The sequence below is a fragment of the Photobacterium sp. SKA34 genome (genome assembly GCF_000153325.1).
GTDB lineage: Bacteria > Pseudomonadota > Gammaproteobacteria > Enterobacterales > Vibrionaceae > Photobacterium.
Genome location: NZ_CH724143.1, coordinates 520,047 through 534,377, shown reverse-complemented (window position 1 = coordinate 534,377; position 14,331 = coordinate 520,047). Strand labels below are relative to the sequence as shown.

The 14,331-nt window shown below is 38.8% G+C and carries 12 protein-coding genes; 9 read left to right on the top strand and 3 right to left on the bottom strand.

The features are described 5' to 3' along the window. Positions 1-217 precede the first annotated feature (217 nt). The 3 genes from sppA to SKA34_RS15360 all read left to right on the top strand — a co-directional run bounded on the left by sppA (position 218) and on the right by SKA34_RS15360 (position 4,159). The gene (gene sppA, locus SKA34_RS15370) at positions 218-2,065 is read left to right on the top strand and encodes a signal peptide peptidase SppA (protein ID WP_006646452.1); all 1,848 of its coding nucleotides are present in this window, start codon (positions 218-220) and stop codon (positions 2,063-2,065) included. A 250-nt stretch (positions 2,066-2,315) separates the two neighbouring features. Further along, a complete protein-coding gene (gene ansA, locus SKA34_RS15365) occupies positions 2,316-3,329 on the top strand; it encodes an asparaginase (protein ID WP_006646451.1) in 1,014 nt (337 codons plus the stop codon). Positions 3,330-3,475: 146 nt separating this feature from the next. Next, positions 3,476-4,159, top strand: coding sequence for a glutathione S-transferase family protein (locus tag SKA34_RS15360; RefSeq protein WP_006646450.1), 684 nt, complete (start codon positions 3,476-3,478; stop codon positions 4,157-4,159). Positions 4,160-4,161: 2 nt separating this feature from the next. Here SKA34_RS15360 and SKA34_RS15355 read toward each other — a convergent pair whose 3' ends face one another. After that, positions 4,162-4,461, bottom strand: a complete 300-nt coding sequence (locus SKA34_RS15355; RefSeq protein ID WP_006646449.1) for a YeaC family protein — start codon at positions 4,459-4,461, stop codon at positions 4,162-4,164. A gap of 217 nt (positions 4,462-4,678) precedes the next feature. Here SKA34_RS15355 and SKA34_RS15350 point away from each other — a divergent pair, with 217 nt between their 5' ends. Beyond that, positions 4,679-5,548, top strand: a complete 870-nt coding sequence (locus SKA34_RS15350; RefSeq protein ID WP_006646448.1) for a DUF2989 domain-containing protein — start codon at positions 4,679-4,681, stop codon at positions 5,546-5,548. A gap of 140 nt (positions 5,549-5,688) precedes the next feature. On the opposite strand, the gene msrB is transcribed toward SKA34_RS15350, so the two are convergent. Beyond that, positions 5,689-6,075, bottom strand: a complete 387-nt coding sequence (gene msrB, locus SKA34_RS15345) for a peptide-methionine (R)-S-oxide reductase MsrB (RefSeq protein ID WP_006646447.1) — start codon at positions 6,073-6,075, stop codon at positions 5,689-5,691. Positions 6,076-6,407: 332 nt separating this feature from the next. Here msrB and gap point away from each other — a divergent pair, with 332 nt between their 5' ends. Together gap and SKA34_RS15335 are read left to right on the top strand one after the other, a co-directional pair. Beyond that, positions 6,408-7,403, top strand: coding sequence for a type I glyceraldehyde-3-phosphate dehydrogenase (gap, locus tag SKA34_RS15340; RefSeq protein WP_006646446.1), 996 nt, complete (start codon positions 6,408-6,410; stop codon positions 7,401-7,403). A 210-nt stretch (positions 7,404-7,613) separates the two neighbouring features. After that, entirely contained in the window at positions 7,614-8,486 is an 873-nt protein-coding gene (locus tag SKA34_RS15335; protein ID WP_006646445.1) for a D-hexose-6-phosphate mutarotase, read from the top strand. A gap of 37 nt (positions 8,487-8,523) precedes the next feature. On the opposite strand, the gene SKA34_RS15330 is transcribed toward SKA34_RS15335, so the two are convergent. After that, the gene (locus SKA34_RS15330; RefSeq protein ID WP_006646444.1) at positions 8,524-8,904 is read right to left on the bottom strand and encodes a VOC family protein; all 381 of its coding nucleotides are present in this window, start codon (positions 8,902-8,904) and stop codon (positions 8,524-8,526) included. A gap of 526 nt (positions 8,905-9,430) precedes the next feature. Here SKA34_RS15330 and SKA34_RS15325 point away from each other — a divergent pair. From SKA34_RS15325 to SKA34_RS15315, 3 genes are all read left to right on the top strand, one after another. After that, positions 9,431-11,365, top strand: a complete 1,935-nt coding sequence (locus tag SKA34_RS15325) for a PrkA family serine protein kinase (protein ID WP_006646443.1) — start codon at positions 9,431-9,433, stop codon at positions 11,363-11,365. A gap of 29 nt (positions 11,366-11,394) precedes the next feature. Next, the gene (locus SKA34_RS15320; protein WP_006646442.1) at positions 11,395-12,666 is read left to right on the top strand and encodes a YeaH/YhbH family protein; all 1,272 of its coding nucleotides are present in this window, start codon (positions 11,395-11,397) and stop codon (positions 12,664-12,666) included. A gap of 93 nt (positions 12,667-12,759) precedes the next feature. Beyond that, positions 12,760-14,289, top strand: coding sequence for a SpoVR family protein (locus tag SKA34_RS15315; protein WP_006646441.1), 1,530 nt, complete (start codon positions 12,760-12,762; stop codon positions 14,287-14,289). Positions 14,290-14,331: the final 42 nt, after the last annotated feature.

The window sequence follows — 14,331 nt, the reverse complement described above, 5'->3', positions numbered from 1 at the left end:
TCTGACCAGTATATTAACCCTGCTATGCCATTTCAATTATTTGTTTACATTAAGTTAACAATTGTGCTTTCGCGCACTTTTCTTATCACTTCGATGACTAACAACACGGCTATTTATTCAATACCTTGTTTTGATATCTCTTCTTAATAGTAAATTTACTGAAATTAGTTAATGAGTACGATACGATATGTCTCAAGAATCATTAAAGAGAGCATCCATGAAAGCCATATTCACAGGGATTGGAGCGTTTTTCAGAACAATCTGGAAGTTAATCAACTTCGCCCGTAAGTTTATTCTTAACTTAGTTTTCCTACTGATTGTAGGTGCCATTATTTTTGCTTTTAGTGACAATGATGAAAGTCCTGAAAAACCAGAGGCATCGGCACTTGTGCTTAATTTATCTGGTCCGATTGTTGAGCAGAAAAACTATGACAATCCATTAGATAGCGTTATTAGTGATGTGATGGGGCAACCACCTGTTGAGCAAAACGTTTTATTTGATATTGTCGAAGCCATCCGCACTGCAACTACCGATAGCTCTATTACTGGCCTTGTATTAAATCTTAAAAACATGCCTGAAACGAGTCTGACTAAACTGCGCTATATTGCAAAAGCCATTCAAGAATTTAAAGCATCTGGTAAGCCTGTTTATGCTTATGGTGGTCATTACAGCCAAAGCCAATACTACCTTGCAAGTTATGCCGATAAGATCTTTATGTCACCTGATGGCGGTATCATGTTAAAGGGTTATGGCACCTATACGCTTTACTATAAAACATTATTAGAAAAGCTAGATGTCACCACGCATGTTTTCCGTGTAGGTACTTACAAATCATTTGTCGAACCTTATATCCGCGATGGCATGTCAACCCCAGCGAAAGAAGCCAATACGGTTTGGTTAGATCAACTATGGGATGCTTATACGTCTGATGTTGCAAAAAATCGTAATATCGATGCAAAAACACTGACTCCTGAAATGAACAGCTTTATTGAACAACTTATAGCCGTTAATGGTGATTTTGCGCAATTGAGTAAAAAGATGGGTCTTGTTGATGAGTTGGTAACTCGTCCTCAATTAAGCCAAATCTTAATGAAAGAATTTGGTGATAATGGTGAACACAGCTTTAAACAGATCAGCTACTACGATTACTTATCTATGCTGGTTGATGATCAAAAACCATCCGATAACAAAGTAGCTGTCATTGTTGCAAGTGGCGCTATTGTTGATGGTAAGAGTAGCCAAGGTACAGCAGGTGGTGACACGATTGCAGCACTACTTCGTAAAGCTCGCTTTGATAACGATGTAAAATCTGTGATCTTACGTGTCGATAGCCCAGGAGGCAGCGCCTTTGCTTCTGAAGTGATCCGTAATGAAGTCGATGCCTTAAAAGCAGCCGGGAAACCTGTTGTTGTTTCGATGTCGAGTGTTGCTGCATCAGGTGGTTACTGGATTTCTTCAAGTGCCGATAAGATCATCGCACAACCAACAACCATTACAGGCTCTATTGGTATCTTTGCCATTTTAACCACATTTGAGAAAAGTTTGGAAAAGTTAGGCGTTTACAGTGATGGCGTTGGAACGACTCCTTTCTCGGGTGTCGGCGTAACACGTGCACTTCCTGAAAATATCGGCAAAGTTTTCCAGCTTGGGGTTGATAATGGCTACCAGCGCTTCATTGGTTTAGTCAGCAAATACCGCCACATGTCACTTGAACAAGCAGATAAAATTGCTCAAGGCCGAGTATGGACAGGTAAAGACGCTAAAGAACGCGGTTTAGTCGATGAGCTCGGTGATTTTGATACTGCAATAACTGAAGCCGTGTCACTTGCAAAAATTGATGATTACCAATTAGTATGGATGCAACAGCCTCTTTCTCCTATCCAGCAATTCTTTAAAGAAATGTCGAGTGAAGTTAAAGCACAGGTTGTGGCGATGGTTATTGGTGACACACCAAATGCATTAGCTCCAGTGACTAAAGTTGCAAAAGATCTGACTTCTCTTAGTAACTTTAACGATCCTAATGGTCGTTATGCGTTCTGCTTAAATTGCAGCACTGTTAACTAGTAACAAAAACGTTATCAGTAATAAATAGTTAAAAAGCTCGGCTATATGTCGAGCTTTTTATTATGTAACAATGCTTAAATAACCCCACCAATCTAGATCAGTGATAAAATCCACAATAACTCAAAATATAAGCACATCAATCTTAGTTCACATTTCAAAGCAAGAAGTATCCCTCTAAAAATCCCTTAACTCGCATCTTCATACAGTTTGCGTATAATGCGCACACCAACCGTTAACTCTGTGCTGAAAAATGGAAAGAAAACATATTTATATCGCCTACACTGGCGGCACCATTGGTATGCAAAAATCTGATCACGGCTATATTCCTGTATCAGGCTTTATGCAAAAGCAATTAGCTAGCATGCCAGAATTCCATCGCCCAGAAATGCCTGAGTTCACTATCCATGAGTATTCGCCTTTAATCGACTCATCAGATATGACACCTTCGGATTGGCAACGCATTGCAGACGATATAAAAGATAATTATGATAAGTATGATGGTTTTGTGATCCTTCATGGCACAGATACCATGGCGTACACCGCTTCTGCTTTGTCTTTTATGTTCGAGAATTTAGATAAGCCTGTCATTGTAACCGGCTCTCAAATTCCATTAGTTGAACTTCGTTCTGATGGTCAAAGCAACTTATTGAATGCGTTACATATTGCTGCTAATTACCCAATCAATGAAGTGACGGTATTTTTCAACAACCAATTGATCCGTGGTAACCGCAGTACTAAGGCTCATGCCGATGGTTTTGGTGCGTTTATTTCACCAAACTTGCCACCATTGTTAGAAGCAGGCATTAACATCACCATTAATAGCGGAACGGAATTAAACAAAAAACCGGATGGTGAATTTAAAGTTCATACCATCACGCCACAACCTATTGGTGTGATCACCATGTATCCTGGGATCTCACCAGAGGTTATACGTAATACCCTACGCCAACCTGTTAATGCTATGATCCTACTAACTTTTGGTGTAGGTAATGCACCTCAAAATAAAGAACTACTTGATCAGTTAAAAGAAGCATCAAATCGTGGTGTGATTGTCATGAACTTAACCCAATGTTTATCAGGTAAAGTTAATATGGGTGGGTATGCAACAGGTTGTGCGCTAGCTGATGCTGGCGTGCTGAGTGGCTATGATATGACACCTGAAGCGGCATTAGCTAAATTACATTACTTACTCAGCCAAGATTTACCGATTGAGACAATGCGTACGCTGATGCAACAAGATCTCCGTGGTGAGTTAACCTTGTAATTAGTAGTACTTGTTTAATAAAAAAAAGAGCCGAACAGGCTCTTTTTTATTTTTAGCTATCATAAAATAAAAACACCACTCCCCAAAAATTTTCCAGCCGAACTACAATTACAGCTAATAGCAATCTACCTTCATGGGTTGGAACAATGATGATTTTACATGGTGCCTCTATTTCGCCCTTCGTCAGAAAAATCATGTTGGCACTTAATTACAAAGGGATACGTTATGAACTCCAGCCTCTCAACCCCTTTTTAGAAAAAGAGCTTGCGCACAAACGCCACCCAATGGGAAAAGTCCCTGTACTTGAACATAACGATACAACAATCATTGATTCAACTGTTATTGCCCATTATCTTGACGATACCTACCCCGTTCCCCCACTTTATCCGGGCGATGCCAAACAACGTGCAAAAATTCGTTGGTTTGAAGCCTATGCAGCGACACGTGTGACATCATTACTCGGTGGCGTTTTGTTTTACCAAAAAGTATTACGCGATAAAATGCAAAATAAGCCATGTGATGAAGAAGCGGTGGAGCAATGCCTTTCTCACCACCTGCCCAATGTGTTGAAATACCTCGAAGAACAACTACCCGAGCAAGGGTATGTTGGCGATCATTTATCCATGGCTGAAATAAGTATCTGGAGTATTTTTAGAACGGGGTGGATGGCAGGGTTACGATTGCAACCCCATTACCCGACTCTACACCACTATCTACAGCGTATAGAGCAAGAGCCATGGATAGCCAATATTGTGTCAGAAGAAGATCATCAATTACAAAGCTTCTATTGTGAAGCTATGATATTGCCTAACCTGCATGAGAAGGTCTAACGTTAAATATCATCATGTTCAAAACGAGCTATCTCTGGCGACTCACCAAGAGTACCTTGATTAGCAAAATCACGTTTTAATTCAGCTTTACTCTTAAATTTTATTTCGCCACCCTCCGCAACCGTCATATGTTGCGCATCACTATTATGGCGAGATTGATAAAGCATCACAGCCTGCATCGCAGAATCTCTTTGATTAGCCGTTAATACTGTACCATCAGGCCACTTCCCCGTTTCTACTGCGGCTGATATACGCTCAAAGACTTCTGGCGTCATTGCCTTCAATAATTGCGACACATCCATACCCACTCCTCATTTTGATACTAACAGGCTTGTTTAAATACATCGCTGTAGCTTATTAAATACGTAATAACAGTCAATGCTTTCCCCTTAAACTGTAATAGCGATCACAGGTTGATAGGTCTATCAAAATAAATTCACCATTTTCGAGAGCATCCGTCGATAACAACACATGACATCGTTATATTTATCATTATTCGTAACCAACATGTAGGTCACTATGGCGTATTACTTCTCAATTAAAGAAACATCAAAAAGAGTAGTACCGACAAGGTTACTCTTAAACAGTACTAAACGTCTTCTCACAACGATCAGTATTAGCTTATTATTAACTGGTTGTTTTGAACGCCACCGTACCACAGATAGCTTATGTAAAAGTTACCCTGATTTGTGTACCCAGCTCAACGTCAATGATGGTCAATGCCGTATTCAACGAACAGGGTTAATTTGGCAACGTTATGATGTGTTGAAAAATCCAACCGATCAAGAAAAATTTAAAGAACTTGAAGCGACGCAAAAGTATATTTTTTGCTTGGAATATGCAGCTCGTATTGAACCAACAGAGCTAAAAGATCGAAAGACTATTCGTATGAACGCACTATACGATAGCTATCACAATGTAACACGCTTAAACAAAGAGCTATCGTTGTCGACCGATCCAGAAATTATTTACTATCGCTGGAGTCAAGGTGATGAACAAGCACAACAACAATTTCTCGCTCTCGAAGGTAAAAAGGAATTAGAAACGCCCGATCTTCAGTTAGCACTTGCTAGCTACTACATCAGCAAAGATAAAGATAAAACCTATCAATTACTCCATCATGCGCTTTCACTTTATAAGAAAAATGAAAACGTAAACCAAGATATAATTAAATCATTAGCAACATTATCTCAACAGCAAAAAAAACTGAAAGAAGCTTATATATGGGTATTAATTGCTAATGATATGAATATGCCCGTAGTAAAGGCGAAAAATATTGCCCGCTTATTTTTGTTAACAGAAGATGAACAGAAGGTTTTAAATAAAAAAGCAGTCAATATTTTAGATAATTTACAAAATGGCAGCTACGAGCGAAATATGATTAATTAAAATTTTATTGTAAATATCAAATAAATTTATAATAGATACATATAGGGTTTAATCGTTAAAATTATTTTGTTTTAAAGTACCATTTTAGATATGTATTACAGTGACGGTAAATAATTATATATTACCGTCACTCATACGCTTTATTCGTCCGTAAATATTAATGATATCGAGTTCACACAATAACGTTCACCTGTTGTTTGTGGACCATCATTAAAAACATGTCCAAGATGACTATCACAAGACTTACATCGAATTTCTATTCGTTTCATACCATGACTATTATCTTCAATATAGCTGATACAATCATCATTCAGTGGTGCATCAAAGCTAGGCCAACCACAGCCTGAGTCATATTTACTGTCAGAAGAGAACAACGACGAACCACAACAAGTACATGAATAAATACCTGTTTTATGGTTATGAAGTAATTTGCCGCTATAGGGTGGCTCAGTCGCTTGTTGTCGGCAAACTTGATAAGCCATTTCTGATAATTTCTCTTGCCAATAAGCATCAGATTTATTTTTCATTTCCGCCGTCCTTTATTTCCCTCAATATTAATTTTAAAAACTTATTTTTATTTATAGTGATTTTAACACATATGCCTGTTTTAAAAATTCACAGTTTTAAAAAAAACCGTCTAATGTATTTATCAGCAATATAAAGTTTAAAATTACGACGCTGTTAAATCACACAATATTTGTATGATTTACCGCCGGTGTAGTCGAAATGTAAATAAAATCCGATCTTTTTTTTGATTTTAAGCAATTTAAACGATTTTTTTGCTTGCAGGGTCACGTAGTATTATGTAATTTTACTACCAGTTATCTTTCATTAGAAATTAAGTTGTGGAGCAACTGTAATGACAATTAAAGTAGGTATTAACGGTTTCGGCCGTATCGGTCGTTTTGTTTTCCGTGCAGCGCAAGAGCGCAACGACATTGAAGTTGTTGGTATCAACGACCTTATCGATGTTGAGTACATGGCATACATGCTTAAGTACGATTCAACTCACGGCCGTTTCAACGGTACTGTTGAAGTTGAAGGCGGTAACCTAATCGTTAACGGTAAAACTGTTCGTGTAACAGCTGAGCGTAACCCAGAAGATCTTAAGTGGGATGCAATCAACGTTGACGTTGTTGCTGAAGCAACTGGTCTTTTCCTAACTGACGAGACTGCACGTAAGCACATCACTGCTGGTGCTAAGAAAGTTGTTCTTACTGGTCCATCTAAAGACGCAACTCCAATGATCGTTATGGGTGTTAACCAAGACACTTACGCAGGTCAAGATATCGTTTCTAACGCTTCTTGTACGACTAACTGTCTAGCACCTATCGCTAAAGTTCTTAACGACAAGTTCGGTATCGAATCTGGTCTTATGACTACAGTTCACGCAACTACAGCTACTCAGAAGACTGTTGACGGTCCTTCTGCTAAAGACTGGCGTGGCGGTCGTGGTGCTTCTCAGAACATCATCCCATCATCAACTGGTGCAGCTAAAGCTGTAGGTGTTGTTCTTCCTGAGCTAAACGGCAAACTAACTGGTATGGCTTTCCGCGTACCAACTGCTAACGTTTCTGTAGTTGACCTAACAGTTAATCTTAAGAACGGTGCTTCTTACGAAACTATCTGTGCTGCTATGAAAGAAGCATCAGAAGGTGCTCTAAAAGGCGTTCTTGGTTACACTGAAGATCAAGTTGTTTCTCAAGATTTCATTGGCGAAACTCAAACTTCAGTATTCGATGCTAAAGCTGGTATCGCACTAACTGATAACTTCGTTAAAGTTGTATCTTGGTACGACAACGAAATCGGCTACTCAAACAAAGTTCTAGACCTAATCGCTCACATCTCTAAGTAATGTAAGCAATTAAAAAGGCGGCGCATTTTGCGGCGCCTTTTTTGTATCTAGTATAAATGATAAAAAAACAATCAGAACTCTTCACAAATTAGTTTTCATATTTTTTGATATTTTAAAGCGAAAAATAAGTACTTTTTTGTTTATTGCTTAATGCTCTAATAAGCGCTAAACAAATGAGCACTTCCTGCTTTTAACTTTTAAGGAATGAAGATGAATCTACGTCAACTTTCTACTGTTAACGCTTTATCCGACAACGTCACTGCTTGTGAATATCAAGGGATTAATATCATTCGAGTGATCCACCCTCTTGCTGAAGCCGGAATTTCACTGCATGGTGGCCACCTATTATGGTTCAAACCACAAGGTGAGAAAGACATTATTTGGTTAAGTGAAAAAGCCATTTTTGATCAGTCAAAAGCGGTGCGTGGCGGTATTCCAATTTGTTGGCCTTGGTTTGGCCAAGCTGGCACTCCCTCTCATGGTTTTGCCCGCACATCACAGTGGTCATTATTGGAACACCGTGAAAACGAAAATGTCGTTATTGTCAGTCTAGCACTGGAAGATAATGAAGAAACTTACGCTATTTGGCCGCATAAGTTTAAAAACGTCCTAACATTTGAAGTCGGTCAAGATCTCAAAGTAAGCCTGACATCAACGAATACCGACAATCAACCATGGTCGTACAGCGGCGCATTGCATACTTACCTCGATATTGCCAATATTAACAATATTGATATTACAGGAATGGGACCAAACTACCTTGATAGTACACAACAAGGTAGAGCGTGTGAAGGTGGTACTACACTGACCTTCACCAGCGAAACTGATCGTGTATATACTCAGCCAGAATCCACTATCACTATTAATGATAAAAACAATAATCGTGAAATTTTGGTCACTAACGAAGGTCACAATGCCGCTGTAATTTGGAACCCTTGGCAAGCGCTATCTATTAGTATGAGTGATATGGCTGATAATAGTTTTGAAACCATGGTATGCGTAGAGTCAACAATCCACCAGCCAAATATTGAACTAGCGCCAGGACAGTCTCATACTTTAGCGACAACGATTTCTAGCCGTTAATTAGAAACGAACCACGAGCAATATTATTGCTCGTGGTTCAAGCATACATTTTTGCAGAAGCTTCAATCAATACCCAGCCATTTCCATCGGGATCATTAAACGTAGCAAACTTGCCACCTACTAAATTAACAATACTTGATAATAATACACCACGTTGCTTGAGCTCTTTATGCGTTAGCTGTATATCATCCGTTTGTACCACTAACCCTTGCACCGTACCTGCTTTCATTCCACCAAATGGCGTCACTAAACTGATTGTCGTTTCTGCACCTCTTGGCGCTAATTGCAGCCATCGTTTTTGATTATTCGAACAATGATCTCGGATCAATTCAAAACCAAGTGCATCTCGATAAAACTTCAAAGCCTGATTTTGATCCGAAACAGGAATAGAAACAGTATCGACACGTGAAATTGTCATAAAACCACCTACCTATACAATTTTTAGGACTTCTTTTCAGCTTATGTCAGAGAAAGCTGTTTCGTGGAAAAAAAATATCTTAGGTTCAAATACACAAAAAAATTCTCAATAATTATCCTTCTCTATCAAAATTTCAAAAAAAAACCAATAAAACCAAACAAAGACAATTAATCAAAATAATAATTCAACACAAAAAACTTTTACGGTCTTTTACTTCAACATAGCCTATAAAAACAAGATTCTTCATTAATTACTATAATTAACAGTGGATTTGCATATCCTCAACAAAAAACAAAAATGTTTTAGCGTCAAAAGCGCTTGCAGAACCCATCCCATAAGAGGATAGTAAAAATATACGGTTGAAAAACATCCAGTTTAAAACCGTTATCACAAGGTATTTTTATTTAAAAATCATTAACTCAGTACAGCAAATTGATTAGTTCGGACTAGGCTTAGAGTAAGGGATGCAAAAGAGGTTGATTTTCGTCCTGTCTAAATGATCAAAGAACGATTCAGGGGGCATACCATGAGTATTTTTGACCACTATCGTCATCGCTATGAAGAATCCAAGGATGAAGAACTTTCATTACAAGAGTTCCTTGATATTTGTCGTAACGATCGCAGCGCCTACGTTAACGCCGCAGAGCGTCTATTAATGGCGATTGGCGAACCAGAAATGATTGATACCGCACAAGACCCATATCTTAGCCGTCTCTTCTCTAACCGTGTCATCTCTCGTTATAAAACGTTTGAAGACTTCTATGGTATGGAAGATGCAATAGAACAAATCGTGTCTTACCTAAAACATGCAGCCCAAGGGCTTGAAGAGCGTAAGCAAATTCTTTATTTATTGGGCCCTGTCGGCGGTGGTAAGTCATCGCTAGCAGAAAAATTAAAAAGTTTAATGCAGAAAGTGCCTATTTATATTCTGACTGCAAATGGGGAACGCAGTCCTGTTAATGATCACCCTTTCAGTTTATTTGATAAATCAGAAGATGGTGATCTTCTTGCCAATGAATACAATATTCCGTCACGATACTTAAATACCATCATGTCGCCTTGGGCGGCAAAACGACTCCATGAATTTGGGGGCGATATTACACAATTTAAAGTTGTGAAAGTTCGTCCTTCTATTCTTGATCAAGTGGGTATCGCAAAAACTGAGCCGGGTGATGAAAATAACCAAGATATTTCATCATTAGTTGGTAAGGTAGATATACGTCAACTTGAACATTTTTCTCAAGACGATCCTGATGCTTATAGTTATTCAGGCGCTCTATGTAAAGCTAACCAAGGCTTAATGGAGTTTGTTGAGATGTTTAAGGCGCCGTTAAAAGTACTTCACCCACTTCTTACCGCAACGCAAGAGGGTAACTACAACGGTACTGAAGGGCTATCCGCATTACCTTTCGATGGAATGATCCTTGCCCACTCTAATGAATCAGAGTGGCAAACCTTTAGAAATAACAAAACGAATGAGGCTTTCCTAGATCGTGTTTATATCGTAAAAGTCCCTTATTGTTTACGGGTTTCTGAAGAAATAAAAATCTATCAAAAACTAATTGAAAGCAGTGAGCTATCAGCCGCACCTTGCTCACCAAGTACGCTTGAGATTCTTGCTCGATTCACCGTTCTTTCTCGCTTGAAAGAGCCTGAAAACTCAAGTGTATACTCAAAAATGCGAGTCTATGATGGTGAAACTCTAAAAGATACCGATCCAAAAGCAAAATCGTACCAAGAATATCGCGACTACGCAGGTGTCGATGAAGGTATGAATGGGCTATCAACTCGTTTCGCTTTTAAGATTTTGTCACGGGTATTTAACTTCGATCATTCAGAAGTTGCTGCAAACCCTGTTCACTTGTTCTACGTACTTGAGCAACAAATTGAACGTGAACAATTCCCACAAGATATTGCAGAAAAATACCTTGAACATTTAAAAGGCTTCCTTACACCTAAGTATGTCGAGTTCATTGGTAAAGAGATTCAAACTGCTTATCTCGAATCTTACTCCGAATATGGTCAAAACATTTTTGACCGCTATGTCAGTTATGCCGACTTCTGGATTCAAGACCAAGAGTACCGTGATCCTGAAACTGGACAACTCTTCAATCGCGAAGCACTCAATAACGAATTAGAGAAAATAGAGAAACCGGCGGGGATCAGTAACCCTAAAGATTTCCGAAATGAAATTGTTAACTTCGTTTTACGTGCTAGAGCAAATAATGCAGGCAAAAACCCTAACTGGACCAGCTATGAAAAACTTAGAACAGTAATAGAGAAGAAGATGTTCTCTAATACTGAAGAGCTACTTCCTGTTATTTCATTTAATGCTAAAACATCAACAGATGAGCAAAAGAAACATGATGATTTCGTCGCTCGTATGATGGAAAAAGGCTATACCCGCAAGCAAGTACGTTTATTGTCTGAATGGTATTTACGCGTACGTAAATCGTCGTAAACCAGCTGCAAATGAGATAAGGGGGAGCTATGGCATATTTTATCGACCGCAGGCTCAATGGTAAAAATAAAAGTACGGTGAATCGCCAGCGCTTTTTACGCCGCCATAAGCAGCAAATTAAAGAGTCTATTGCTGATGCGGTAAATAAACGCTCGATCACGGATGTTGATAGTGGTGAAGATATCACTATCCCATCACGTGACATCCGAGAACCTAGCTTTCATCAAGGTAAAGGTGGACAACGTGATGTTGTCCACCCTGGCAACGACCAATTCACACCAGGCGATCGTATCGAGCGACCGCCTGGTGGGGCTGGTCAAGGTGGGGCTGGTAAAGGAGATGCAAGTCCTGATGGCGAAGGCAATGATGAATTTGTTTTCCAAATATCTAAAGATGAATATCTTGATCTTTTATTTGAAGATCTTGAATTACCCAATTTACAAAAAAAACAAATGAACAAAATAGTCGAGTGGAAAACCTTCCGTTCAGGCTATAAATCACAAGGTGTTCCCGCAAATATTGCCATTGTGAAAACCTTACAAAATTCATTAGCGAGACGTACCGCAATGACCGCAGGAAAAAGAAGAAAACTGCGTGATTTAGAGCAAGCGCTCACTTTATTATTTAACACCGAACCTGCTCAACCTTTTGAAGAAGAAAGGATAAAGCGAGAAATTGAGTCATTGAAACAAAAAATAAATAGAACACCATTTATTGATACCTTTGATCTTCGCTATAAAAATTATGAACGCCGACCACAACCATCAAGCCAAGCGGTAATGTTTTGTTTGATGGATGTATCAGGCTCGATGGATCAAGCCACAAAAGATATTGCTAAACGTTTTTATATTTTGCTTTATCTCTTTTTAAACCGTACCTATAAAAATGTAGATGTTGTTTTTATACGCCACCATACCCAAGCAAAAGAAGTAGATGAACACGAATTTTTCTATTCCCAGGAAACTGGTGGCACTATTGTTTCAAGCGCACTACGTATGATGAACGATATTGTAAAAGACAGATATCGTCCTGAAGAATGGAATATTTATGCGGCTCAGGCTTCTGATGGCGATAACTGGGCTGATGACTCACCCGGTTGTCGAGAGCTATTAGATAAGCATATATTGCCATTTTCACGTTATTACTCATACATAGAAATCACACGACGAGCACATCAGACATTATGGCGTGAGTATGAAGCGCTACATAACAGCCATGATAACTTTGCGATGCAAAACATACGGACTGTAGATGATATTTTCCCAGTATTTAGAGAGCTATTTAAAAAACAAGTAAGTTAATATTTGAAAGCTTACTAAACGATAGTCAGCGATATTGAAACAATATCGCTACTCTTTCTGGCCGATATCACGCGCTTTAAGGGGATCTTAGTCATGAATACAAAGACAAAAACAAAAACACTCAGCGATGGGCCAGATTGGACCTTTGACTTACTAGAACAATACCATGTCGAGATCAAGCGAGTTGCAGAGCACTATCGCCTAGATGCCTATCCAAACCAAATTGAAATCATTACTGCCGAACAAATGATGGATGCCTATTCAAGTATCGGTATGCCAATCAATTATCATCATTGGTCTTTTGGTAAACGTTTTATTGAAACAGAGCGTGGCTATAAGCATGGGCAAATGGGGCTCGCCTATGAGATCGTCATCAATTCGAACCCCTGCATCGCTTACCTAATGGAAGAAAACACCATCACAATGCAAGCGTTAGTCATGGCGCATGCCTGCTATGGTCATAATTCATTTTTTAAAGGTAATTACCTTTTTAAAACATGGACCGATGCAAGTTCAATCATTGATTATCTTCTCTTTGCTCGGAAATACATTACTGAATGTGAGGAAAAATACGGCGTCAATGACGTCGAAAAGCTCATTGATTCCTGCCATGCGTTAATGAATTACGGAGTTGATCGTTACAAACGTCCGCAAAAAATATCATTAGTCGAAGAAAAGGCTCGTCAAAAAGCCCGTGAAGATTACCTTCAATCTCAAGTCAATTCGCTATGGCGCACCATTCCTGTTCAAGCCGAAAAAGAAACCATTATTGAAGAAACAAGATTTCCTTCTGAACCACAGGAAAATATTCTCTATTTCTTCGAAAAACACGCACCGTTGCTTGAACCTTGGCAACGTGAATTAGTACGAATAGTACGAAAGATCAGCCAATATTTTTATCCTCAAAAACAAACTCAGGTCATGAATGAAGGCTGGGCGACATTTTGGCACTACACGATTCTTAATCATCTCTATGACGAAGGTTTAGTGACTGAGCGCTTCATTATGGAGTTTCTGCATAGTCATACTAATGTTGTTGCCCAACCTGAATATAACAGCCCCTATTACAGTGGTATAAACCCTTATGCTTTAGGGTTTGCAATGTTTCAAGATATACGTCGAATATGTGAAGACCCTACAGAAGAAGATAAGCATTGGTTTCCTGATATAGCAGGATCTAATTGGCTTGATACCTTACATTTTGCGATGGAAAACTTTAAAGATGAAAGCTTTATCAGCCAATTCTTGTCGCCCAAACTAATGCGAGATTTTAAACTCTTTGCAGTTAACGATAATGATCGTCATAACTATGTTGAAGTGAGTGCAATACATAATGAAGAAGGCTATAGAGCGATCAGAGAAAAACTCTCTTCACAATATAACCTCAGTAATAATGAACCCAATATTCAAGTATGGAATGTTGCTTTGCGCGGTGATCGCTCATTAACACTACGCTATATTCCCCATAATCGGATTCCACTTGCTGATAGCCATAAAGAAGTGATCAAACATCTTCATCGTCTCTGGGGATTTGATGTCACATTAGAAGAAGAATTTCCGGACGGACGCACCCAAATTATTGCGACGTGTCCAATTAAGACACAATATAATACTGAGATTTAAATTTTCATCTCTAGATAAAAACAATGCCACTGAAAAATTTAC

What these genes read in the sequence shown, in the direction of transcription:
- sppA (WP_006646452.1), top strand. Translation starts at nt 218, where the DNA reads ATGAAAGCCATATTCACAGGGATTGGAGCGTTTTTCAGAACAATCTGG.
- ansA (WP_006646451.1), top strand. Translation starts at nt 2,316, where the DNA reads ATGGAAAGAAAACATATTTATATCGCCTACACTGGCGGCACCATTGGT.
- SKA34_RS15360 (WP_006646450.1), top strand. Translation starts at nt 3,476, where the DNA reads ATGATGATTTTACATGGTGCCTCTATTTCGCCCTTCGTCAGAAAAATC.
- SKA34_RS15355 (WP_006646449.1), bottom strand. Translation starts at nt 4,461, where the DNA reads ATGGATGTGTCGCAATTATTGAAGGCAATGACGCCAGAAGTCTTTGAG.
- SKA34_RS15350 (WP_006646448.1), top strand. Translation starts at nt 4,679, where the DNA reads ATGGCGTATTACTTCTCAATTAAAGAAACATCAAAAAGAGTAGTACCG.
- msrB (WP_006646447.1), bottom strand. Translation starts at nt 6,075, where the DNA reads ATGAAAAATAAATCTGATGCTTATTGGCAAGAGAAATTATCAGAAATG.
- gap (WP_006646446.1), top strand. Translation starts at nt 6,408, where the DNA reads ATGACAATTAAAGTAGGTATTAACGGTTTCGGCCGTATCGGTCGTTTT.
- SKA34_RS15335 (WP_006646445.1), top strand. Translation starts at nt 7,614, where the DNA reads ATGAATCTACGTCAACTTTCTACTGTTAACGCTTTATCCGACAACGTC.
- SKA34_RS15330 (WP_006646444.1), bottom strand. Translation starts at nt 8,904, where the DNA reads ATGACAATTTCACGTGTCGATACTGTTTCTATTCCTGTTTCGGATCAA.
- SKA34_RS15325 (WP_006646443.1), top strand. Translation starts at nt 9,431, where the DNA reads ATGAGTATTTTTGACCACTATCGTCATCGCTATGAAGAATCCAAGGAT.
- SKA34_RS15320 (WP_006646442.1), top strand. Translation starts at nt 11,395, where the DNA reads ATGGCATATTTTATCGACCGCAGGCTCAATGGTAAAAATAAAAGTACG.
- SKA34_RS15315 (WP_006646441.1), top strand. Translation starts at nt 12,760, where the DNA reads ATGAATACAAAGACAAAAACAAAAACACTCAGCGATGGGCCAGATTGG.